Origin of the sequence: Sodalis sp. RH21 (assembly GCF_047324175.1) — a bacterium.
Lineage (GTDB): Bacteria > Pseudomonadota > Gammaproteobacteria > Enterobacterales > Enterobacteriaceae > Acerihabitans.
The window spans coordinates 5,660,535-5,683,837 of sequence record NZ_CP178732.1; the positions used below are offsets into that span (position 1 = coordinate 5,660,535).

Sequence of the window (23,303 nt, forward strand, 5' to 3'; positions counted from 1 at the left end):
TATTACAAGGAACAATAATGACCATCAGTCATACTCATATCAAAATCAGCACGTTTGTTTTGATGCTGCTATTTATCGCGATTATTATCCCTCTGCACTTATTTCCCTGCTTTCTTGCGGGTTTCCTGGCCTATGAGATCATTTTTGCGTTAACGCCCTGGTTCGAGCGAATTATCGGCGGCCGGGCGCGCTGGGTCGTCGTGAGCATCATCGCCGCCGTAGTGGTTATCGTGATGACGCTGTCCATCGTCAGCCTGGTCAGTTTTCTCACCGCGAATATCCAGCGGGGCATCGATTTAACCGCCGAAACCAATCGCATTTTTTCCGGCTTGAAAAACCGCATACCCGATGTGCTGCCCGCATTTTTACCCGAGAGCGCGGAGGAACTTAAAAACGAAGTGTTCGCCCTGGTGGAAAAGAACCTGATCACCATCCGCAATATGGGCCGCAGCTTCCTGCATGGCCTGATCACCATTCTGATCGGCCTGATTATCGGCGCTATCATTTCCCTGAATAAACCCTCGGGCCGCTCCACCTACTTTCGGGAACAAATGCTGCAGCGGGTGCAGAATTTATCCAGCTCGTTTCGCAATATCGTCTTTGCGCAGATCAAAATATCGCTGGTAAATACCATACTGACATCAATTTTACTGTTAGTGATCTTTCCATTGTTCAAGATACATCTGCCGCTTTCCAAGACGCTAGTGGCGGCCACCTTTATTTTTGGTTTATTGCCGATTATTGGTAATTTGATTTCGAATTTCCTGATGATCATCTCCGCGTTATCCATCTCGCTGCCGGTGGCCGGCGTCGTGCTGGCCTATCTGGTGATGATCCATAAGCTGGAATATTTCCTTAACGCCGAGATTGTCGGCAACCGGATACAGGCCAAATCGTGGGAACTGCTGCTGGCGATGCTGGTGTTTGAAGCGGCCTTTGGGCTGGAAGGGCTGGTGGCGGCCCCTATTTATTATGCCTACCTGAAAACCGAGCTGCGGGCGCTGGATCTTATCTGAGGGGCCTGGCGGTCAGGGTGCGGCGTAGTGGCAGGACACGATATGCCCGGGCAGCACTTGGCGCAGAGCGGGCGGCTGCGTGCGGCACAAATCGGTGGCATAGGGGCAGCGGGTATGAAACCGGCATCCCGGCGGGGGATCGGCCGGGGCGGCGCATCGACATCAAGCGTCGGCACCGCGGCCAGCAGGGCCAGCTGACCTGCTAACGTGAACTGTTTATGCAACATATTTGCCTGATGCTCCAGAGAAACGGCGTGCGGATGTCCGCACAATGCGGCAAGGGGTACATTTCGTATTGTTAATATGTCTAAGAATGAAATTATATTTCTTATAACTATTAGTAAAATAGGGGTTGCCTGACGCGACCAAGGCGGTAAGGTATCATTCGGCTTTCCGTTAACAATATTCAAACAACTACTATGACCTATTCGCTGTTCGGCAAAAAATTTACCGCCCACTCCGGTATCAGCCAACTGATGGACGATATGAACGATGGCCTGCGCTCCCCGGATGCCATTATGCTCGGCGGCGGCAACCCGGCCGCGATCCCGGCCATGGACCGCTATTTTCAGGCGCTTTGCCAATCCATGCTCGACGATGGTTCGCTGTGCGAAGCGCTGTGCAACTACGACGGGCCGCAGGGTAAAAATGCGCTGCTGAATGCGCTGGCGGGTTTACTGAGCCAGGAACTGGGCTGGCCCATTACCGCTAAGAACATCGCGCTGACCAACGGCAGTCAAAGCGCATTTTTTTATCTGTTCAACCTGTTTGCCGGCCGCAGCGGGAACGGCGCCCTGAAGCGGGTCCTGTTTCCCCTGGCGCCTGAATATCTGGGCTACGCCGATGCCGGGCTGGAGGACGATATGTTCGTCTCGGCCAAACCGACCATCGCCCACCTGCCGGACGGCCAGTTTAAATATCACGTGGATTTCGATCGGCTGAACGTCAGCGACGATATCGGGCTGATTTGCGTATCCCGGCCCACCAATCCCACCGGCAATGTGATTACCGACCTGGAGCTGAAACGCCTGGATGACCTGGCCCGCCAGCACCGGGTACCGTTATTGATTGATAATGCCTATGGCCTGCCCTTCCCGGGCATTATTTTCTGCCCGGCCACTCCCCTGTGGAACCCGAATATTATCCTGTGCATGAGCCTGTCCAAGCTGGGGCTGCCGGGCGCGCGCTGCGGGATCGTCATCGCCAGTGAAGCGACCATCGCCGCCGTGGGCAATATGAACGGCATTATCAGCCTGGCCCCGGGCGGCATCGGCCCGGCCCTGGCCGCCGAGATGATCGGCCGCGGCGATTTGATGCGTTTATCGAACACGGTCATCCGGCCTTTCTACCAGCAGCGGGTGGAGCAAACCATCGCCACCCTGCGCCGTTACCTGTCGCCGGAGCGGTGCCTGATCCATAAGCCCGAAGGGGCGATTTTTCTTTGGCTATGGTTCCAAAATTTACCCATTACCACCGAAGCGCTGTATCAGCGGCTTAAGCAGCGCGGCGTATTGATGGTGCCTGGCCACTATTTCTTTCCCGGCCTGGAAGGCGACTGGCCCCATACCCAACAGTGCATGCGCATGAACTATGTGCCGGACGCCGATAAAATTGAACGCGGCATCGCCATCCTGGCCGAAGAGGTGGAGCGGGCCCATCGCGAGACGGTCCGCGGCTAGCGGGGTAATTCAGATAAAAAAAAGCCCGTGGCGGGTTTGAGCCACGGGCGTTGAGCGATCGCCCGGCGCCGCTGGCCGGGCATTAGGCGGGACCGATTATTGCTGGCCGGCCTGGGCCGGTTCGGCCTGGGCGGTTTCGCCCTGGTGTTCCAGCACCTTCTGCCGGCTGGCGCTGGTAATGGCGATGGTGCGCGGCTGCTGGGATTCGGGCACATGACGTTCCAAATCGATATGCAACAGGCCATTGACGAACTCCGCCTGGGCCACCGACATATGTTCCGCCAGGGTAAAGCTCAGGGTGAACTCTTTGCGCACCAGGCCCTGATGCAGATATTCCACCTGGCGTTCCGGCTGCTGGGGTTTACCCGAGATGCCCAGGCGAGGCCCTTCCACTTCGATATTCAATTCTTCTTGTTTAAAACCAGCCAGCGCCAGAGTGATGCGATAATGATTATCGTCGCTCTTTTCAATGTTGTAGGGAGGGAAACCGAACGCTTCCTGATTACCCTGCATATTGCTGGCTAATTTATCAAAACCAATCCACTGACGCAGCAGCGGTGACAAATCGTAGTTACGCATAATATTTACCCCTTCTATGAAGCGAGATCGTTCGCCCAACCTCAGGTTGGGTTAGCCCCCGGTTACGGCGGGCAGACGTTATTACAGTTGCGTGGCGGTTTGCCACGACCGGTTTATTTGATTTCGATGCGGCGCGGTTTCAGCATTTCCGGTACCACGCGTTCCAAATCGATATAAAGCAGGCCATTTTCCAGATTGGCGCCTATAATTTGAATATGCTCGGCCAGCTGGAATTTGCGTTCGAAATTACGCTCGGCGATGCCCTGATATAAATAGTTGCGCTCTGCGGGTTCCTGCGCATGGGCGCCTTTCACCGTCAATAAATTATCATGGGCGGTAATATCCAGCTCATGTTCGGCGAATCCGGCGACGGCGATGGCAATGCGGTATTGGTTTTCATTGACCAATTCGACATTATAGGGAGGGTAACCACCGTTACTCTGGCTTTGCCCCGCTTCCAGCAAATTCACCAGGCGGTCAAAACCAATGGCGGAGCGATATAGTGGTGAAAAATCAAAGTTACGCATAAAAAGCCTCCAACGTTCAGCGAGGTGACAAACAACCTTCCGGATGGACAGGTCAGCGACCGGAATACCCTTACGGCATACTCTTTTATGGTCACAGTATTAAAATGGCGTCGCCGATGGGCTTTTCAAGGGGGAAATAAGAAAAAATTTCTTTTTTTGAACAAAATCTGCAAGTCGTAAACGAGATATCCATTACACTGAAAGCCCATAAGCGGCATGCTTATCAATGTGAATAATAATGAGCGGGATGCTTGGCCGTCGTGAGTAAAAAAACAGCAACCATACGGATGCATCGGGATTATGTTTAAAAAGACACTGTTAAAAAAATCACTACTCCTGTTTACGGCGGGTTGTGCATTGGCGAGCAGCACCGGATGCTCAAGCGTAATGACCCATACCGGGGCCAACCAGGGTTATTACCCCGGCACCCGCGCCAGTATGAGAATGCTGCAGGATAAAGATACCAGTTGGAGCATGATGCCGCTGGCGGCCATAGACCTGCCCTTCTCGGCGGTGCTCGATACCGTGCTGCTGCCTTATGATTATCTGCGCAGGGACAGCGATAAAACGCTAGAATCCCCCCACGAGCGCATGCTGCACGGCACTCCCCCCCAGCCCAAACAGCACAAATCCCATGCCGCCCGCGCCTCGGCACAGGCAAAATAACCGGCCGCGCGCTACGCCGGTCGACGCGGCCATGCGGTGGTCCGCCACCCGGCGTAAGCCGTTAAAAGACCGCGCGCCGGCGGTGGGTCAAGGTCATGGGAATCACCGATTTTCCGGGCGCCGCGTCCCCTTCAATCGCCAATTGCATGGCCTGGAAAGCATGTTCGACCCAGGCATTCTCGTTTTGCCCCATCGACCAGGTATTATTGGGTAGAAAGCCCAGCATCGGGTGCTCATCGAAGGTACCGATATTAATATCGGCCGGGATATAGCCATAATGCTGCCGCACTACGCTAAGCGCCCCTTCCAGCACCGGCAGCGATGAGGCGATAAATGCCGGCGGGGCATCCTGGTGCAGCTCGAAAAAACGCTGCATCAGCCATTCCCCGTCCTCGCGCCGGTTATGCTGCGCGGCCAGCACCCACGACTGGTTTGCGGCAATGCCCTGGCCGGCCAGCACGCCGGTAAAACCCAGCAAACGCTGTTGTATCGTCGGCTGTTGAATATCTCCCGCCATAAAAAACAGCGGCAGTTTACCGGCATCGAGCATCGCATGGGTTAACTGCGCGCTGCCATTTACGTTGTCACTGACCACCAGCGCCACCTCGCTATCGCTAAAATCGCGATCGAGAAATACCAGCGGTTTGGTAAATCGCTTAAGGTGATGATTTTGCGCCTGTAATGAACACGGCACCACGAACAGCCCGTCCACGTTGCGCTCGCGCATGGTTTCCACCAGCGTGTTTTCGCGCTCGGTATCGCTGTAAGTACAACTTGTGGTCAACTGATATCCGGCTTCACGGCAGCGGATCTCCAGCTTTTCCGCCAGCGTCGAAAAAAACAGATTGGATAAGCGCGGAACGATCAGTCCCAGAGTATCGGTTTTATTCAGTTTCAGGCTGCGGGCGGCGTGGTTGATGGTGTAACCGTATTCGTTGACATAAGCGTCTATCCGGGCCTGCGTTTTAACGCTGATCCGGTATTGCCGCGCTTTGCCGTTAAGCACCAGCCGGACGGTGGTGATGGAGATCCCTAACGCTTTGGCAATCTGCTCTACGGTCTTGGCCATCTTCTTAATCGGTCCTGTTAAAAAAACTCTCCACGATAAGACAGTATAGCGGACGGGCTAACTCGAATCAGCGTAAAAATCAGATCATAACGTCATTATTTTCAGCTTCCTGCCCGAGTTGGTGGGCAACGGCGCGTAAAGCGTCATGCCAGACCGTTTCCACAGGGGCAAACGGCGCCCGGCAGCGGGCGCTGGCTATAACGCCCATCTCTTTAAGGATAAATTTCAAGGCGGGGAAAACCCCCGCTTTAACCAATAAATCGATGACCTCATTGCATTGTCCCTGCAATGCCTGCGCTTCCACCAGCCGGCCTTCTTGCAACGCTTGCCACAATTGGCGGTAGCGCCAGCCCATAATATTGAAGGTGCTGCCAACGGCGCCGTCGGCGCCGGTACCGATACCCGCCAAGAACACTTCGTCATAGCCATTTAATATCAACGCTTCCGGGAAACCGCGCCTTAACTGCTCGGTTTGATACATATCAAAGGAGGTTTGTTTCAGGCCGATAATACCTTTAGTGCCGAGCAGTTCGCGCAAATCATTGGCGCTGAATTTCACCCCGCTCATGGCCGGGATATTATAGATAATCAACGGCACGCCCTGGGCGGCGGCAACGATATCTTTATAGTAGCCGATGATTTCCCTCGATTGATAAGGGAAATAGATGGGCGGGATAGCGGAGATGGCGTCGTATCCCGCCTCGGCGCATACCTGCGCCAGCCGTCGGCTTTCGCGGGTGCTGATGGCCCCTACGTGGCCGATGAGCTTGCTTTTCCCGCTGCGGTTTTTCGCTACAAACCGCAGCACCTCCTCGCGCTCTGCCGGCGTTTGCAGCAGCGATTCACCGGTAGAACCACCCACATAGATGCCGTCGAGCGGTTGCTGGTTAATCACCTCGGTAAGCTGGCGCAGGCTGGAAAAATCAATGGCCTCATCCTCGGAAAACGGCGTGGCAAGGGCCGCATAAAGGCCTGAAAGGCCTGAAAGTCCTGACATAATCACCTCTGGTAAGCTGTTGATATAAAGATTATGGTTTTTTCAATTCCGACAAATTTGCCCGGAAGGTTTCCTTCGTGATGCAGACGCAAAAAACGGTGACCGCCGCCATGGCCGCCAAGAATAGCGAAACCGGCCAGGAGCCGCCGCCGGACCAGGCAATCAGCAGGGTCGCGATCATCGGAGTCAGGCCGCCGACGATATTGGCCAGTTGGAAACCTAACGACACGCCGGTATAACGCACGCTGGTATCAAAAAGCTCGGAAAAAAATGCCGGCTGGACGCTGAACATCATGCCCAACCCGACGGAATAGCAGAAGGTGGTGGCGAAATAGAACATTTTCACCGAGCCGGTATCAATCATCCAAAACAGTGGGAAGGCAAATATCAAGGTTATCAGTGCGCCGGCCAGGTAAACCGGGCGACGGCCAATTTTATCGGATAAATGGCCAAAGAATGGGAAAGTAAAAATACCGACAAAGCTGGCCAGTAATAAGCCGTTTAATGCCGTTTCACGACTGAAATCCAGTTGCCGGGTGACGTATGACATAAAAAAGGCGACGGTTAGCCACCCCAGCACAATTTCGCCCATACGCATCCCCATGGCTGTCAATACCGCACGCCAATGATGTTTCAGCACCTCGATAATAGGGAAATCGTGGCTGGTATCCTTGGCTTTACCTTCGGTGAATACCGGCGTTTCTTCTATTTTAGCGCGGATATACAGGCCGACGAACAGCAAGGCTACGCTTAGCAGGAATGGAATACGCCAGCCCCAGCTCATTAACTGCGGCTCCGGCAGCCAGGCGACGACGGCAAAAACCCCGGTGGCGATAAACAGCCCTAATACATTGCCTAGCTGGACAAAAGAACCAAAAAATCCGCGCCGGTGCACCGGTGCGTACTCTGTCACCAGAGTCGTGGCGCCGCCCCATTCCCCGCCGATGGCAAAGCCCTGGCATAAGCGCAGGAAGATCAATAATAACGGAGCCGCATTGCCGATGGAGTCGTAGCTGGGCACCAGCCCGATGCAAAAGGTCGATATGCCCATGATCATCAGCGACAACACCAGGGATTTTTTACGGCCGATTTTATCCCCGTAATGCCCGAATACTATGGCCCCGATGGGACGGCTTACAAAGGTAATCGATAGGGTAAGAAAAGAAATGATTAGCCCCATAAATGGTGACAAGTTGGGAAAGAACAGTTTCGGAAATACCAGGGCGGCAGCGGTGCCATAAATAAAGAAATCATAAAATTCAATGGTGGTACCGCTTAATCCTGATCCGAGCACGGTCAGTAATTTCTTTTTCTGCTTTTTTTTCTCTTCCGTCGCGTCTTGCGTCGCGGCCATAGGTGTATCGGCTAAGATCGTCATAATGCATTCCTCATGGAAGGGGGGAAGGTATTACCAGGCAGTCCAGCCACCGTCGATAACCAGGTTCGAACCCGTCATATATAAAGACGCGTCTGAGGCCAAAAATATAATGGCGCCGTTATATTCGCCGGGGCGGGCCATGCGGCCAATGGGAATTCGGTTGCAGTAGTTTTCCACAAACTCTTTATCCTGATCGTCACGAAATACCCCCGACGGCGTTAACGTATTAACCCGCACCCCTTTTTTACCCCAATAAGTACCCAAGTAACGGGTCAGGTTATAAATGCCCGATTTCGAGGCGCAATATGCCACCGGTTTGGTAAAGGCGCGGCCGGTTTTAGCCTCTTTATAGGCGTAAATGTCCTGCACCGGCGACAACATGCCGTAAATCGAGCCGATATTAATGATCGAACCTCTGCCTGCCTCGGCCATCGCGCCGCCCACCGCCTGGCAGCAAAGGAAAACGCCGGTTAGATTGACATCCATCACTTCGCGCCATACGTCTTCTGGAAATTGTTCAAACGGACCGCTGACTTCCGGCGGGGCGCTGGGCTGGGTATCGATACCGGCGTTGTTAATCAGGATATGAGGCACCCCCAGGCGGCGCTGGGTTTGTTCCAGCGCATCAAGAATCGATTCCTTACCGGCCACATCCACTTGCAATGCGATCACGTTCTGCACCCGCTCACCAAAGGCGTCCCGCAGTTGGTCATTGCTGACGGCCGTACGTCCCCAGATTGCGACGCTGGCTCCCTGTTCCAATAATGAGCGGGTGAACTCCTGGCCTAGCTGGCCAAATCCGCCGGTAATCACCGCAATTTTGTTGTCTAGCGCAAAAAGTGTATTTGACATGGGCTTGCCCTCGAACCTGGAATAAATAGGAGACTTAACATTGCCAACCCTTTTGCTAAGTCGAGTTAGCAATGTATCTAAAGGCGTCTTTGCTGGCAAAGAATTTTGTTATGAACTGTGAGCCAGATCGATTGAATTAGGTTAATAAAATGATGCTTTAATGTTTTTTACATGACTTTGATTAACAGCGCATCGTCAGCGATGAATGCGCCAACAAAGCACGTTTTTCCAGCGTCTGTCGCAAGAAACACGACCGCGCCGGCGACAGAAAGCGGAGAATGCCGGCGTATGATTAACGATCAAGCGCCGGACCCCGGCGCGAGGTTGCCAGCGCGCGCCAGGCAACGGTATGACCCTAAAGCAAACGTTTATAAGGCCATGGGCACCATAGGCGCCCGAATGCGGCGACCGGGGCAATCATCCGGTCAGTCCTTGCAAGGTCTAGAGCATATGCTCGTCGATTGTTCCGCGCGAGTCGAACGCAGTGAGCATCACCGGGCCAGGTACCACGGCATTTCCGCCGGTCTCCGGATGGCTGTTCCATGACCGCTATTTCTCAAGCAAATCGATGCCGCCGCCGGCAACCCGCACCTGTATCCCCATGGTCAGCGCCTGGGCGACAAACGCCTGGAACACCTCGCCCAGCAGCGCAGGCTCCACATAAGCCAGCGTCAGGTGGTTACTTTGGTGGCCGGCCATTAAATCATCACGGCTGGTGCCGTCCAGTACCGCATTAAGCAGCGGCCATTCATAGTTAGTAGCGCGGCGGCGGCGTTCAAATTCGTCCTCCGGCAACTCCACTGCGGTGCCGGTGCCGATATGCATCACCACGCCCAGGCCTTCATAATGGGCGCGCGCCCAGATAAAGCGCCCGGCCTTGCCTTGCCCGGCAATAGTCGAGCCGCCGTAGGGGAAAAACATCGCTGGCTGGCGATAGCCGGTAGCGCCGGCAATACCGCCTTTAAGATGGGCAAAAGGCACTGCGCCGGAGATCTCCAGATCCCAATAAAAAGTACCCTGATAGTCACTGCCCCAGCGAATGTCGTGCAACGTGGTCTCGGCGGGCTGCCCCAGTGCGTCCAGCAACCGCCACAGCATCACTTGGGGGATAGCGCTGCCCATATCCACCTCGTTGATACAAGGAATGGCCTTGCCCGGCCAGATGATGTCGCCCTGTTCGTCGGGGATGGGGAAGCGCTCGGCGTTACCGATGGCCCCCTCGGCAAAATCGGACGCTGCGCAGCACTCTTTTAGTCCTTGCTGATACTGCACGCCAACCGCAGCCAGGCCAAAACGCTGTACAAAGCGCGCCATGGCGATCATCATCGCGCACTGCTCCAGCACCTGCGCCCGCGTCAGGGACTGGCTGCCGTCCTCACCATAATCAAATGTCATGCCGCGCTGTTCATACCACTCCAGGCACTCTTCACGCAGGGATTGCGGCACCTTGGCCATTTCCACCAGCAGCGCCGATTGTGACAGGGATTCCAATGGGATACCGACGCCCACCATGGCTTGTAGCGGAAATACGCCATTAATCATACCCATACAGAAGGTATCGAACAGACCGATGATTGCCTGGTTACGCAGGATATATTCACCCGCCTGGCGGCCAATTTGCCCCGCCGGGCTTGCCATCAGTGGATGTGTAGGTTTGATGTCATGGAGGTATTGGGTTTTATGGCTTAACCCGCCGTCACGTAGCCAGGTCGTCAAACCCTGGTAAAACAGCTCGTCATCAAAATGTTCCGACCACAGACGCGAGTAGGTAACGCCGAGACTGGTCAACGTGCCCGCCATACACAGCATTCCCACCAGGCCCGGCCAGGTGCCGTCGAAATTAGCCAGCAATAATACCGGCCCGCGATGATGTGCTAATGAAGGCGCGATATGATGGGAGTATTGCCATGCGGTGAGCAGTACGATAACCGGCGCATCGCGATCGATGGCGGCAAATAGGGCGCTCCCCTCTTTTTGGCTGCTGATAAAACCATGGCCGCGATCGGCATGAATGGCATGAGCCCGTTTAATTCGGTAACCCAGCTTCTCCAATGCCGCCTGGAGCTTTTGCTCATAGCTAAGTTGGGTCGGCCAGCAGGTAACATTCGCCGGTTCACGTAAATCGGCGTTCGCCACCAATAAAATTTCCTGAGGGCCGGCGCTGATCGATGCCGGGGAAGGCGGAAGAGTAAAATTCAGCATAGTTAGCTCCTGGTGGGTAATACGTCTCAGCGCCACTGGCGCATCACATTTTCAGCCTGTTGCATATCGTCGTACAGCCGCAGATACACCTGATACTTTGCCTGGTGAAACGCCGCGTAACGGCTATCGGCATGGATCGTCTCCCCTGGCCGCACCAGCGCCTGGGCCGCCTCGCTCAGGTTGGCATAGGCGCCGGCGGCTACCGCACCCAGCAAGGCCGCGCCCAGCGTGACGGTATCGTCCTGGGACGCCAATTCGATATTGCAACCGGTAACGTTGGCGTACTCACGTAGCCACAAGGGGTTTTTGGTCGCGCCGCCGCAGATCAACAGCCGGGTAATATGATGACCGGCCTGGTTCATGGCCCCGATAATATGGCGCGTACCGTAAGCGATGGCCTGAAGCGTGGCCAGGTAAAGGCGCGCTAGCGCGTCCGGGCCGGTTTCAAGGGTCAATCCCATCACCGCGCCGCGAGCTTGGGGGTTCGCTCTGGGTGAACGGTTGCCATAGTGATCGGCCAACACATGCAAATGCCGGGTAGGCAAGGGATCGCGCCGTTCCAGATCGGCCACCCACCGGTTGAGCAACTGATATTCGTTACACCCTTGCTCGGCGGCCTGCTGTTGCAGCAGCGGCCAGGCGCCGTGCTGTTGAAGCGTCCACTCGACCAATGCACCGGCGGCACTTTGTCCTCCCTCGCTCAACCACCAGCCCGGCAACATTGCCCCCCAGTACGGCCCCCAGACACCGGGGACCGGAATTTCGCGGCGATTGACCAGCATATGGCAGTTAGACGTGCCGCTAATGATGGCCAGAGCACCTTCCGGCTGCGTTCCCACCAACGCCAGGCCGCCGGCGTGAGCATCGATGATGCCACCCGCTACCGTGACGGCGGTTGTCAATCCGCACTGCTCTGCCGCTTCGGCGCTTAAACAACCGGCGGGCTGTCCCAGTTCAAGGATCGTCGCCGGTATTTTTCCCAGCAAATCATCTAAACACACTGCTTTTAATAGCGGCTGGCTGAATCTTTTTTCATGAGCCAGATAGTTCCATTTGCAGGTCAGCGTACAACTACTGGCAACGTCAGCGCCGGTAGCGCGCCATACCAGGAAATCCGCCAAATCAAACAGCCGCCAGGCCCGCCGGTAGCGATCCGGGAAGTGGCGTTTTAACCACAGCGCTTTCGGCAACTCCATTTCAACGCTGACTTCGCCGCCCACATAGCGCAGCGCCGCATCGCCAGTGGCGTTGATATCGCGGGCTTCATCGACGGCCCGATGATCCATCCACATAATGATGTCGCGTTCTTCTTCGCCCTGTTCCGCGACCGAAATACCCCGTCCGTCATTGCCCACCACCACCAGTGAACAGGTGGCGTCAAAACCAATGGAGACTACTGACTGCGCAGCGATACCGGACGTTTGCAGCGCTTCTTTTATTGCCTGGCACGCCTGGGACCAGATTTCCCGGGACGATTGCTCAACCACGCCCGCCCTGGGATGAAATTGGCTGATAGGCCGCACTGCAAAGGCCAGCCGGGCGCCCTGCCGGTCAAAGACCCCTGCCCGCACACTGGCGGAGCCCACGTCTACACCGATGAAACATTGGTCCGTCATGAGTGCCTCGCAATTGCTACGTCGAGTTAGCAATTTAAACAAAGCGAATACGCGTGACAAACTATTTCGATGTGAACTGTGAGCTCGATCGTCTCGCTACATAAAACGCGTGTTAAATCAATGGCCCTACGACAGGCAACCTATTGAGATCAAAAAACCAGGAACACAGGACGCCACGACAATGCGTGGCGGTTATCAGGGTTTGGAAAGCAGGCTATAAAACGATAAGAAGAGCGTCGGCCATGTAACGCCGGTGAAGACAGACACCCGTAAGCGGAGGGTATTATCCAGCAAATTGAATGCGGCCCGCCTGGAATGAGCCTTCATCGGCACCCATTTTCACCCGTTGCCCCGAACGTTTAAACCACGGACGCAGGGCAGCGGAGAATCGATAGGCTAGTAGGGCGCCACCGGCGTCAGCAGCGGCTTGCCCGCCACAAACGCCGCGATATTCTCGAACACTAAATCGGACATCGCCCGCCGGGTCGCGTGCGTAGCGCTGGACATATGCGGCGTAATCACCACATTAGGCCGGTTAAATAAGGCCGCTGGCACCTTCGGCTCAACGCTGAACACATCCAGCCCGGCGCCGCCGATAATCCCCTGCTCCACGGCATGAACCAAATCCGCCTCGTCCACCACCGTGCCGCGGGCAATATTAATCAATATCCCTTCCGCGCCCAGGGCGGCCATCACCTCGGCGTTCACCAGCGATCGGGTTTTCTCGCCGCCGTTCACGCATACCACCAGAAAATCACTCGCCGCGGCCAGTTCGACCAGCGACGGATAAAATTGCCATGGGCCGTCGGGCAACTGCCGATAATCGTTATAGGCAATGGTCATATCAAAAGCCGCGGCGCGCTTGGCTATGGCATGGCCGATACGCCCCATGCCGATTATGCCCAGCCGGCTGCCCGATACTTTTTTGGTCCAGGGATAACCCCCGCGCGCCCAGCCGCCCTGCTCGATAAAACGCTGCGCCCCGACGATTTGCCGCGATGTCGCCAGCAGCAATCCCATCGCCATATCCGCCACATCCTCGGTCAACACATCAGGCGTATTGCACACCGCGATCCCGCGGCGCTGGGCGGCCGCCACGTCGATACCATCGTAGCCGACGCCGAAATCGGCAATCAGCGCCAATTTTGGAAACCGGTCGATAAATTCTTCCGTGACCACCGATTCCCCATTCACTACCAGCACCCGGGCTTCCGCGGCCTGCCGCAGCCGTTCCGGCTCGGAAAGCAGCTCATAGTCGGTCATCTGAAACTGCTGTTCGAGCCGCTGCGTCAACGCATCGGGTAACATGGCTGCTTTGATTACGGGATATGTCATATTCTTCACCTGATCTCTTTATCTGATTTTTAACCTGAAACTAGCGGGACAGCGGCGCAACCACGCCGTTTTTAACCGCCGCCGCTTTAGTCCTGCCGACAAAAATCCCCACGATACCGCCAATAATCAGCGCGACGGCGATAATCAATAATCCATAATGGTAACTATTGGTCATATCCTTGATTTTGCCCAGCAGCGGCGGTAATCCCAAGCCGGCGAAATTAGCGATGGCATTGATAAAAGCAATGGAGGCCGCCGCCGCCACGCCGGTCAGTTTCTCGGTGGTTACCGCCCAGAAAATCGGCGTCAAGGCAAAATTAAAGCCGACGGTCAGTACCAGTAAAATATAGGCCAGCCACAAATTGGACGTATAAATCGATATTGCCAGCAAAACCCCCGAGATAATCAGCGGCACGCCTAAATGCAGGGCACGCTCTTTGGTCTTATCGGAATGGCGTCCATTGAGATACATAAACAGGCAGGCAAAAACAAAAGGCACCGCCGCCAGCAGGCTGATAACAAAATTACTCTTATCCGCCACCATGCTTTTCAGGATAAGCGGCAAAAATAACGTAATGCCAATGGAGCAGAAAGCCTGAAGGAACCATACCAGGCTTAGCAACCACACCACTTTATTGGTCAGCGCGCTGCCCCAGGAGTGGTTTTTACCCAGCTCCGCGCCGGCGTTATCCGCCGCCAGGGTGGCTTTTAACCAGCCTTTCTCTTCACTGCTCAGCCACTTGGCTTTATCCGGCGTATCGGAAAGATAAAACAGCACCATTATTCCCATAACCACGGCCGGCAACCCTTCGATAAAAAACAGCCAGCGCCAGCCCTCGATACCGCCGATACCGTGCAAACTCAAAAGGCTGCCGGAGATAGGCAGGCCGATAATGGATGCCAATACCGATCCCATATAGAAAAATGACATGGCCCGGGCGCGGTTACTTTTCGGAAACCAGCAGGAAATATAGTAAATAATACCGGGCGCAAAACCCGCTTCCGCCATCCCCAGCAGAAAACGCATCACGTAAAGCTGGGTCGGGGTATGGACAAAACCCATACCGGTGCTGACCAAACCCCAGGTTATCATAATGCGCGCAATCCATAATTTGGCGCCCACCTTGGTCATGATGATATTGCTGGGAACTTCAAATAAAATATAGGAAATATAAAACATCCCTACGCCCAGGCCATACATACTGGTGGTTAACCCCAGGTCGGCATTCATTTGCAAAGCCGCTACCGAGATATTGGTCTTATCAAGATTGGAAATAAAATAACATATTATAATAAAGGGTATTATTTTTAAATTCAGCTTAGCCAGCGTGGACGTGCTTAAATCAATATTCATATCATCACCTATAGGCCACGCCCTATTGCCGCATGGACAATATAAAGCGTGGCAGGATATCGTGGGATGGTACTGGTTAATATAGCTCTATCATTTCAGCCGAGGCGGCAGATTACCATTCCGCCACCGCGCCGTCGGGATAGCGCCACACGGGATTGCGCCACTCCCCGGCATTTTTACTGCGCTCAATCACCAGTTGTTCATTGATTTCCACGCCCAGCCCGGGTTTATTCAGCGGATAGAAATACCCGTCGGTCATTTTGAAATCGTCTTTATTAATCACATAATCCAGCAATTCGGCGCCCTGGTTATAATGGATGCCCATGCTTTGTTCCTGCAACACCGCGTTATAGGAAACGAAATCCACCGCCAGGCAGGACGCCAGGGCGATGGGGCCCAGCGGGCAATGAGGCGCCAGCGTCACATCATAAGCTTCCGCCATGGAGGCGATTTTCAGGCATTCGGTAATCCCGCCCGCATGGGACAAATCCGGCTGGGCGATGGCCAGGCCGCCGGCCGCCAATATCCGTTTGAACTCAAAACGCGAGAACATCCGTTCGCCCGCGGCGATAGGAATCGACGTTTGCGCCGCCAGGCGCGGGTAATACTCCGCCTGCTCCGCCAGTACCGGCTCTTCGATAAACAGCGGACGGTAGGGTTCCAGCTCTTTAATCAGCAGTTTGGCCATCGGCGCATTGACCCGGCCGTGGAAATCCAGACCAAACTCGATATCGTTGCCCATGGCCTCGCGTACTTGCGCCGCCACCGCCACCGCCGCGTCCACTTTGCGGGAATTATCCAGCAGCCCCATCTCTTCGCAGCCGTTGAGCTTAAAAGTATCAAAACCGATTTCAGTCAGCTTTTTCATGCCGGCGATCACATCAGAGGGCCGGTCGCCGCCCACCCAGCTATAGGCTTTGATACGGTCGCGCACCAGACCGCCCAGCAGTTGATAAACCGGCACGCCCAGCGCTTTGCCTTTAATATCCCACAGCGCCTGATCGATACCGGCGATAGCGCTCATTAAAATCGGCCCGCCGCGGTAAAAACCCGCGCGATACATCGTTTGCCAGATATCATTGATCCGGGCCGGGTCCTGGCCTATAACATAATCGGCCAGCTCATGCACCGCCGCTTCCACGCTTTTGGCGCGTCCTTCGATGACCGGCTCGCCCCAGCCGACTATGCCTTCATCCGTTTCGATTTTCAGGAACATCCAGCGCGGCGGCAACCGGTAGGTGGTGAGTTTAGTGACTTTCATAAGCATTAGTCCTTCAGCGTTAATATACCGAGGATTGTAGCACCACATTTTAATATTGTACTACAATCTGGATCACACTTTCGACAATCCCTCTGCGTGCGATAATCGGCCGCAATCCCCTGGCAAAAACGCATAAAAAAGCCGCCCATCAGGGCGGCCGGCCAGAAGAATAATCAACGTAACGCGGGGGTAAGCGCGGCGCACCGGATGGGGCGCACCGGTCGATAAAACCGGCTTATAGCACCGACAGCCAGCCGCCGTCGACGTATATAATTTGGCCGCTGACATAATCGGATGCCGGCGACGCCAGATAAACGGCGGTGCCGATCAACTCATCGGGTTTGCCCCAGCGTCCGGATGGATTGCTGTTTTTAACCCAGGCATCAAATTCCTTATTTTCCACCAGTGCGGTGGTCATTTCGGTAAGGAAATAGCCCGGCCCGATGCCGTTGACCTGGATATTATGCCCGGCCCATTCCGCCGCCATGGCGCGGGTCAGCATCTTGATACCGCCTTTGGCCGCCGTATAGGCGCCGACGGTGGCCCGCGCGGCTTCGCTGGTCAGCGAGCAGATATTGATAATTTTGCCCCCGGCGCCGTTGGCTACCATGCGGGAGGCCGCTTCACGGGAGACAATAAACGCGCTGGTCAAATTGGTATCTATTACCCGCTGCCAATCCGCCAGCGGCAAATCCAGCAGGGGCTGGCGGTGCTGGATGCCGGCGTTATTAATCAAGATATCCACATGCTCGCCTTCGCTATCCAGGCGCTCAAACACGCCGGCCACCTGCTGCGCATTGGCGACGTCAAACGCCATGCCGCGCACGTCATACCCCAACGCGCTCAGTTTATCCACCGCGGCCATCAGGTTATCTTCATGCATACCGTTGAGAATAACCGCGGCCCCCGCCGCGGCCAGACCCTTGGCATAGGAAAATCCGAGCCCCCGGGCTGAACCGGTGACCAGCGCGGTGCGTCCGCTTAGATCAAATAAGCCTGCCATACCTGTTTCCCCTTCTGATTGCGCGAAATAAATAGCGGGGGCGTGCCTGCCGCCGGACATTGACACCGGCCCGGATCGAACCCGGGCAGGGGTTATATCAGCAGAATAGACATTCACGGCGGACGTATCAATTATTTGCTGGCGCATGGCCCGGCCGCGAGGCGGATATAGGCGCTATACGCCGCGGGTGGCGTGATTGCGGCGGGCGGATTTTTACGTTCGCGCTTTTACAGTACGGCGCTCTTATATGCTTGTACAAAGGCGGCGGCCTGCCGGGCCGTACGGCCGACATCCTGGCCGGCACGGTACAAATCGCCGCCCAAACCAGCGCCGATACACCCGGCTTTAAGATACAGATGAAGGTTTTCCGGAGTGATGCCGCCGACGGCGAACACGGGCACTTCCGGCGGCAATACCGCTTTTAGCGCCTTGATATAATCGGGGCCGAAGGAGACGGAAGGAAATATCTTCAACGCCTGGGCGCCTGCGTCAAGGGCGGTAAAAGCTTCGGTGGCGGTGGCGCAGCCGGGGCAAACCGTCATGCCCAGGCTCACGGCCCGGCGGATCACTTCGGGTTGAATATTTGGCGTAACCACCAGTTTACCGCCCAGCGCCGCCAGTTCATCCACCCGTTCCGGTTTAAGCACCGTGCCGCCGCCGATCAGCGCCCGGGAACCATAGGCCTGCACCGTTTTACCAATGCTTTCCCGCCAGTTCGGCGAGTTCAGCGGAATTTCCACCGCGTCAAAGCCGGCGGCCAGCAGCACCTCCACATGGTCCAGCACTTCGTCCGGGGTAATACCGCGCAGGATGGCGATCAGGGGTAATCTATCATTCCAGTTCATTAACAATACTCCTTATACCGGCCTGGAATGACGCGTCGCCATCCAGCAACCGATAGTTAAGTCCGGCATATTTCAGTGCCTGTTGATAGCGGGCCGCAAGCGTCGGATTGCCGATGATGGTGATGGTTTCTCCGCCGCATATATTCCAGCCGCGCTGCATTTGCGCCACTTCATTACCGATTAACAAGCCGGAGAGCCACTCGCTCACCGCGCTTTTATCCAATTGGCCCAGGACATGGGCGGCACGGGTTTCAAATAGGCAGCGCAGGATATGGCTTTCGGCAAATCCCTGCGCCAGACCTTGCTGGAACACGGCCGGGTTCGGCTGTTGCTCCGTCAGGCCAACCCCGATTAGCGACTGTTTGATCAACAAATGATGTAGCTCGCCGGTCATGATGGTGCGAAAATCATCAATAACGCCATCGGCGATCCTGACCCATTTACAGTGCGTGCCTGGCATCAGGAACAGCGGCGCGGGATGGGTGCGATAGGCGCCCAGCAACTGCGTCTCTTCGCCGCGCATCACGTTATTATTATCAGCGCTGGTAATACTGATCCCGGGAATAATCCAGGCCGCCAGCGGCGCCGCCTGCTCCACGCGGGTAAGGCTGCCGGCCAAATCGGTCAAGCGCGTCGGGCAAGGAAGGTAAGGCACCGAAACCCAGCCCGCATTGCTGCCGACCATGCCGGCCATGATCACCGGCACCTCATGTCGCCGCCAGGGCGCCACCACATCCAGGAATACCTGCTGCGCCGTCCGGCCGCCCAGACGCGTCACGCCCGCCTCGGAACACTGCGTATCCGCCAGTTCGCCATTGAGATACAGCCAGGCGCGTAAATTCGTCGAACCCCAATCGATGGCGATATAACTTTTGCTCATGTAATGTCCTTCAACCGTTTCGTCGAGCTGGCAATCATGGTGATCGCCGCCTGCTCCGCCGCATCGCTATCCTGATGCCTGATGGCGTCATATAAATTCTGGTGCTCCTGCAGGGTACGGGGCATATTGCCCTCGTCCGCCATATAGGTGCGTTCAAACACCGCGCGCTGCAATGAGCTTATGGCAACCCCCAACTGTTGCAGCACCGGGTTGTGCACCGCGCTCAGCACCGCCTGGTGGAAGCGAATATCCGCTTCATTAAAGGCGTCGCGATCGTTATGGTTGGCGATCATCGCGTTAAGCGCGGTTTCAATCACCGCCAGTTCGCCGGAGGTGGCGCGCTCCGCCGCCCAGCGCGCGATGGTGGGTTCCACCAGATGGCGCACCTCGGTGAGCGAGGCGATCAGGCGCGGGTCGTAATCCATGGCCAATACCCACTGCAAGACGTCGGTATCCAGATAGTTCCATTTGTTGCGTGCGCTGACGAAGGCGCCGCGATAGCGGATAATTTCAATCAGGCTTTTGGCCATCAGCGCGCGCAGCACCTCGCGGATAATATTGCGCGAGGTTTCAAACTCCTCGCACAATTCCGCTTCGGAGGGTAATCCGGTACCGGGGATATATTTACCGCTGATAATTTGCTGACCCATCTCATGAATGATGCGATCGGTTTTGCTCAAGGCCTGACGGTCCATAAGGACTCCAATAAAGTGAATAAAAAATTACTGTCACTTTATCATTTTATGCTTTTCTGTCGCGGCACTTGCTGCACAATTTCACGCAAAGCGGTAGTAACCTTGAGGCAATTGTAGCACCATTAATATTTATTGTACTACAATCTGGATCACATTTTGGGCAGGCGGTTACTTGGCGCCGTCGAACAGGCGTTCGTAGACGTGCTGGAGATGCAGCTCCATATATTTACGGGCGGCCGGGGCATCGCGTGCGATGATCGCCCTGGCGATATCATCATGATCCCGGTTCAGGGAGAGAGGGAAATCATTATTGGCATAGTGGCTTTCCAGACGGACAAACCTGGAGCTTTTACGCTTGTTCCACAAATATTCCATCATATCGCGCAGCACGTCGTTGCCGGTCATTTCGCCGATCAGCAGGTGAAAACGCTTGTCTTCGCGCAGGAATTTCTCGTCATTAACATGCAATTGAGTTAAAGCGTGGGTAATTTCACCCAGCTCGGCGCGCTGTGCGTCGGTACCATTTTGCGCCGCCAGGCCGGCCATGGCCGATTCGAAAATCTGCCGCGCTTTAATTAACGATTCCAGGCTGAATTCATCTTCGCTTTGGCTTTGGGCGCTTTGCGGCAGGGGATCGGTAACGTAAACGCCGTTGCCGGTGCGGATTTCCACCCAGCCGGTAATCTCCAGGGCAATCAGGGCCTCGCGGATGGATGACCGGCTGACCCCGAGCTGCTTGGCCAATTCCCGCTCGGACGGAATCATTTCGCCCGGCGAAAATTGGCCGCTATTAATGCAATTAATCAGGAGATTAGAGATTTGCCGATACAGGCGTTCAACTTTTAATGTAGGTAGCTCCATATCCCCTCCAGCGCAAGACCCTGCGCCGCATATCATCATGGTTAATTGCTTCGCAGCTTAACACAGCGGCCGGAATGGCAAAAAAATTTAATCACCGGGCAATACGCGGGCTTTACCCTGTAAATGAGACATGCATCACAGAAAACCAATGACCGATCGGGAATAGTTACTTCATTGTGTGGTCAGGCCACCTGACCAATGATGTTTTCCTGTATGATCGCCCTCATTGCCGGGACACAATCCCTTTTTTTATCGTGTAAGATCCGCTGGAACAACCGGTAACCGCGTAACCTTCCTGTGGCCTGGCCCCGTTACGCACCGCTAATCAGTAAGGAGTGAATTATGGAACATACATGGCGCTGGTACGGCCCTAATGACCCGGTGTCGCTGGACGACGCCCGACAGGCCGGCGCGACCGGTATCGTTACGGCTCTGCACCATATCCCCAACGGCGAAGTCTGGACCGTGGAAGAGATTAAAAAACGCCAGGCCATCCTGGCGGAAAAAGGGTTGGTATGGTCGGTGGTCGAGAGCGTGCCGGTGCATGAATCGATTAAAACCCAGACCGGCGACTACCGCCGGCATATCGCCAATTATCAGCAATCGCTGCGCAACCTGGGCGCCTGCGGCATCGATACGGTCTGCTATAACTTCATGCCGATCCTGGACTGGACCCGTACCGATCTGGAATATCCGATGCCCGACGGCTCGCGGGCGCTGCGTTTTGATCATATCGCGTTTGCCGCTTTTGAGCTGCACATCCTCAAGCGCCCCGGCGCCACCGACGATTATGATAGCCAGGAACAACAGCAGGCGGCGGACTATTTCGCCGCCATGAGCCAGGAGCGAATCGACCGCCTGACCGCCAATATCATCGCCGGCCTGCCCGGCGCCGAAGAAGGCTATACCCTGGAGCAGTTCCTGGTGCAGCTGGCGCAATATGACGGTATCGATAAAGCTAAACTGCGCGAGCATATGGCCGAATTTTTGAAAGCCATCGTGCCGGTGGCCCAGGAAGCGGGTATCGTGATGGCGGTTCATCCGGACGATCCGCCGCGGCCGATTCTCGGCCTGCCGCGCATCGTTTCCACCATTGAAGATATGCAGTGGTTAAAAGAGACCGTCGACAGCATCAATAACGGTTTTTGCATGTGCACCGGCTCTTACGGCGTGCGCGCCGATAATGATTTGGTGAAAATGACCGAAACCTTTGCCGATCGCATTCACTTCGCCCATCTGCGCGCCACCAGCCGCGAAGAAAATCCAAAAAGCTTCCATGAGGCGGATCATCTCGACGGCGACGTCGACATGGTGAGCGTGGTCAAAGCGATTTTGGCCGAAGAGCACCGGCGCAGCAAACAGGGCATTACCCGCGCCATTCCCATGCGTCCGGATCACGGCCATCAAATGCTTGATGATCTGAAGAAAAAGACCAATCCCGGCTACTCCGCCATCGGGCGCCTCAGGGGGCTGGCCGAAGTGCGCGGCGTCGAGCGGGCAATAAAGCAGACCTTCTTTAACGACTAGCGCGGTATGCCGCCCCCGTTATCGGCTATGCCCGTTTCCCCAGGGGAGCGGGCGTTTTTGCCGGCGATGAGAACCCGCTATACGTCCAGCACCAGCTTCTGGATAGCCACCGCGACGCCGTCTTCCATATTGGTCTTGGTGACGAACTGGCTGGCCGCCTTGATTTCGTCAATGGCGTTGCCCATGGCGACGCCGGTACCGGCGTACTTGATCATCGCCAGGTCATTGGCCTGATCGCCAATGGTCATGACCTGATCCGCCGTCAGGTTCAAATGCTGCGCCAGCGCTTTAACGCCCTCGCCTTTGTTGGCCTGCTTGCTCAGCAACTCCAGGTAATATTCGGCGCTTTTCATAATGGTGTAACGCTCAAATGCTTCCGGCGGCATTAGGCTTATCGCCCGATCCAATATTTCGGGCTCGTCGATCATCATCACTTTTGGAAAGCGCAAGGCGGTATCCATTTCATCTACCCGGCGGAACTTAAACGGCATGCCGGTAAGATAGGCCTCATAAACCGTATAACGGCTGATATCGCGATTGGCGGTATAGAGGGTATGGAAATCCAGCGCGTGGAAATGCACGTTCAACTGCCGCGACAACGCTTCCAGATAAAGATAGTCATCAAAATCCAACGTCGATTCGGAAACCGTATCGCCATTGACCGCCCGCTGAACCAGCGCGCCGTTGTTAGTAATGCAATACTGCCCTTCTTCGTGGAGATCCAGCTCCAGCAGATAGCGCTCGATGCCGATATACGGCCGGCCGGTGGCCAGCACCACATACACCCCTTTTTCGCGGGCGGCGCCTATGGCCTGTTTGACAGCGGGCGTTATCTCATGTTTGTGGTTTAACAGCGTCCCATCCATATCTATTGCAATCAGTTTTATTGCCATCAGATCCTCTTTACTGTGAGCCGCAATGACCGAGGCCAACGCTATGCCGCCTCTTGGCTAAGCCTGCC

General features: G+C 55.5%; 21 protein-coding genes and 1 pseudogene. 4 read left to right on the top strand and 18 right to left on the bottom strand.

Features of this window, described 5'->3' with window-relative positions:
• Positions 1-17: 17 nt before the first annotated feature.
• Positions 18-1,016, top strand: coding sequence for an AI-2E family transporter (locus ACL2XP_RS26080; RefSeq protein WP_413736329.1), 999 nt, complete (start codon positions 18-20; stop codon positions 1,014-1,016).
• Positions 1,017-1,028: 12 nt separating this feature from the next.
• Here ACL2XP_RS26080 and ACL2XP_RS26085 read toward each other — a convergent pair.
• Positions 1,029-1,207, bottom strand: a pseudogene (locus ACL2XP_RS26085) (oligopeptide/dipeptide ABC transporter ATP-binding protein); the annotation flags it as partial.
• 228 nt (positions 1,208-1,435) lie between these two features.
• On the opposite strand from ACL2XP_RS26085, the gene ACL2XP_RS26090 reads away from it, so the two are divergent.
• On the top strand, positions 1,436-2,695 hold the full coding sequence (locus tag ACL2XP_RS26090; RefSeq protein ID WP_413736330.1) for a valine--pyruvate transaminase: 1,260 nt from the start codon (positions 1,436-1,438) through the stop codon (positions 2,693-2,695).
• 96 nt (positions 2,696-2,791) lie between these two features.
• On the opposite strand, the gene ibpB is transcribed toward ACL2XP_RS26090, so the two are convergent.
• Positions 2,792-3,274: a small heat shock chaperone IbpB gene (ibpB, locus tag ACL2XP_RS26095; RefSeq protein WP_413736331.1), complete on the bottom strand. Its 483-nt coding sequence runs from the start codon at positions 3,272-3,274 to the stop codon at positions 2,792-2,794.
• 113 nt (positions 3,275-3,387) lie between these two features.
• On the bottom strand, positions 3,388-3,801 hold the full coding sequence (gene ibpA / locus ACL2XP_RS26100) for a small heat shock chaperone IbpA (RefSeq protein WP_413736332.1): 414 nt from the start codon (positions 3,799-3,801) through the stop codon (positions 3,388-3,390).
• A gap of 300 nt (positions 3,802-4,101) precedes the next feature.
• On the opposite strand from ibpA, the gene ACL2XP_RS26105 reads away from it, so the two are divergent.
• Positions 4,102-4,467 carry a YceK/YidQ family lipoprotein gene (locus tag ACL2XP_RS26105; protein ID WP_413736333.1) on the top strand — a complete coding sequence of 122 codons (366 nt, stop codon included), beginning with the start codon at positions 4,102-4,104 and terminating at the stop codon, positions 4,465-4,467.
• Positions 4,468-4,528: 61 nt separating this feature from the next.
• Here the strand turns inward: ACL2XP_RS26105 and ACL2XP_RS26110 are convergent, their stop codons facing one another.
• The 14 genes from ACL2XP_RS26110 to ACL2XP_RS26175 all read right to left on the bottom strand — a co-directional run bounded on the left by ACL2XP_RS26110 (position 4,529) and on the right by ACL2XP_RS26175 (position 20,815).
• Entirely contained in the window at positions 4,529-5,536 is a 1,008-nt protein-coding gene (locus tag ACL2XP_RS26110; RefSeq protein WP_413736334.1) for a LacI family DNA-binding transcriptional regulator, read from the bottom strand.
• A gap of 79 nt (positions 5,537-5,615) precedes the next feature.
• Positions 5,616-6,533, bottom strand: coding sequence for an N-acetylneuraminate lyase (locus ACL2XP_RS26115; protein WP_413736335.1), 918 nt, complete (start codon positions 6,531-6,533; stop codon positions 5,616-5,618).
• 31 nt (positions 6,534-6,564) lie between these two features.
• Complete coding sequence (locus ACL2XP_RS26120; protein ID WP_413739299.1) at positions 6,565-7,887, bottom strand: MFS transporter; 1,323 nt, start codon at positions 7,885-7,887, stop codon at positions 6,565-6,567.
• Positions 7,888-7,941: 54 nt separating this feature from the next.
• A complete protein-coding gene (locus ACL2XP_RS26125; RefSeq protein ID WP_413736336.1) occupies positions 7,942-8,763 on the bottom strand; it encodes an SDR family oxidoreductase in 822 nt (273 codons plus the stop codon).
• A 549-nt stretch (positions 8,764-9,312) separates the two neighbouring features.
• Entirely contained in the window at positions 9,313-10,965 is a 1,653-nt protein-coding gene (locus tag ACL2XP_RS26130; protein WP_413736337.1) for a signal transduction protein, read from the bottom strand.
• A gap of 26 nt (positions 10,966-10,991) precedes the next feature.
• Positions 10,992-12,581, bottom strand: coding sequence for an FGGY-family carbohydrate kinase (locus ACL2XP_RS26135; protein ID WP_413736338.1), 1,590 nt, complete (start codon positions 12,579-12,581; stop codon positions 10,992-10,994).
• Positions 12,582-12,977: 396 nt separating this feature from the next.
• On the bottom strand, positions 12,978-13,916 hold the full coding sequence (locus ACL2XP_RS26140; RefSeq protein WP_413736339.1) for a 2-hydroxyacid dehydrogenase: 939 nt from the start codon (positions 13,914-13,916) through the stop codon (positions 12,978-12,980).
• A gap of 40 nt (positions 13,917-13,956) precedes the next feature.
• Positions 13,957-15,270 carry an MFS transporter gene (locus tag ACL2XP_RS26145; RefSeq protein WP_413736340.1) on the bottom strand — a complete coding sequence of 438 codons (1,314 nt, stop codon included), beginning with the start codon at positions 15,268-15,270 and terminating at the stop codon, positions 13,957-13,959.
• 112 nt (positions 15,271-15,382) lie between these two features.
• The gene (dgoD, locus tag ACL2XP_RS26150; RefSeq protein WP_413736341.1) at positions 15,383-16,531 is read right to left on the bottom strand and encodes a galactonate dehydratase; all 1,149 of its coding nucleotides are present in this window, start codon (positions 16,529-16,531) and stop codon (positions 15,383-15,385) included.
• 235 nt (positions 16,532-16,766) lie between these two features.
• The gene (locus ACL2XP_RS26155; RefSeq protein ID WP_413736342.1) at positions 16,767-17,534 is read right to left on the bottom strand and encodes an SDR family oxidoreductase; all 768 of its coding nucleotides are present in this window, start codon (positions 17,532-17,534) and stop codon (positions 16,767-16,769) included.
• A 227-nt stretch (positions 17,535-17,761) separates the two neighbouring features.
• The gene (locus tag ACL2XP_RS26160) at positions 17,762-18,379 is read right to left on the bottom strand and encodes a 2-dehydro-3-deoxy-6-phosphogalactonate aldolase (protein ID WP_413736343.1); all 618 of its coding nucleotides are present in this window, start codon (positions 18,377-18,379) and stop codon (positions 17,762-17,764) included.
• Positions 18,366-19,259 carry a 2-dehydro-3-deoxygalactonokinase gene (locus tag ACL2XP_RS26165; RefSeq protein ID WP_413736344.1) on the bottom strand — a complete coding sequence of 298 codons (894 nt, stop codon included), beginning with the start codon at positions 19,257-19,259 and terminating at the stop codon, positions 18,366-18,368. The genes ACL2XP_RS26160 and ACL2XP_RS26165 overlap by 14 nt, the downstream gene beginning before the upstream one ends.
• Entirely contained in the window at positions 19,256-19,954 is a 699-nt protein-coding gene (locus ACL2XP_RS26170) for a FadR/GntR family transcriptional regulator (protein WP_413736345.1), read from the bottom strand. Before ACL2XP_RS26170 ends, ACL2XP_RS26165 begins: the two co-directional genes overlap by 4 nt.
• Positions 19,955-20,122: 168 nt before the next feature.
• Entirely contained in the window at positions 20,123-20,815 is a 693-nt protein-coding gene (locus tag ACL2XP_RS26175) for a FadR/GntR family transcriptional regulator (RefSeq protein ID WP_413736346.1), read from the bottom strand.
• 342 nt (positions 20,816-21,157) lie between these two features.
• Between ACL2XP_RS26175 and uxuA the strand changes: the two genes are divergently transcribed.
• The gene (gene uxuA, locus ACL2XP_RS26180) at positions 21,158-22,342 is read left to right on the top strand and encodes a mannonate dehydratase (RefSeq protein ID WP_413736347.1); all 1,185 of its coding nucleotides are present in this window, start codon (positions 21,158-21,160) and stop codon (positions 22,340-22,342) included.
• Positions 22,343-22,419: 77 nt separating this feature from the next.
• Here uxuA and yidA read toward each other — a convergent pair whose 3' ends face one another.
• On the bottom strand, positions 22,420-23,235 hold the full coding sequence (gene yidA, locus ACL2XP_RS26185) for a sugar-phosphatase (RefSeq protein ID WP_413736348.1): 816 nt from the start codon (positions 23,233-23,235) through the stop codon (positions 22,420-22,422).
• Positions 23,236-23,303: the final 68 nt, after the last annotated feature.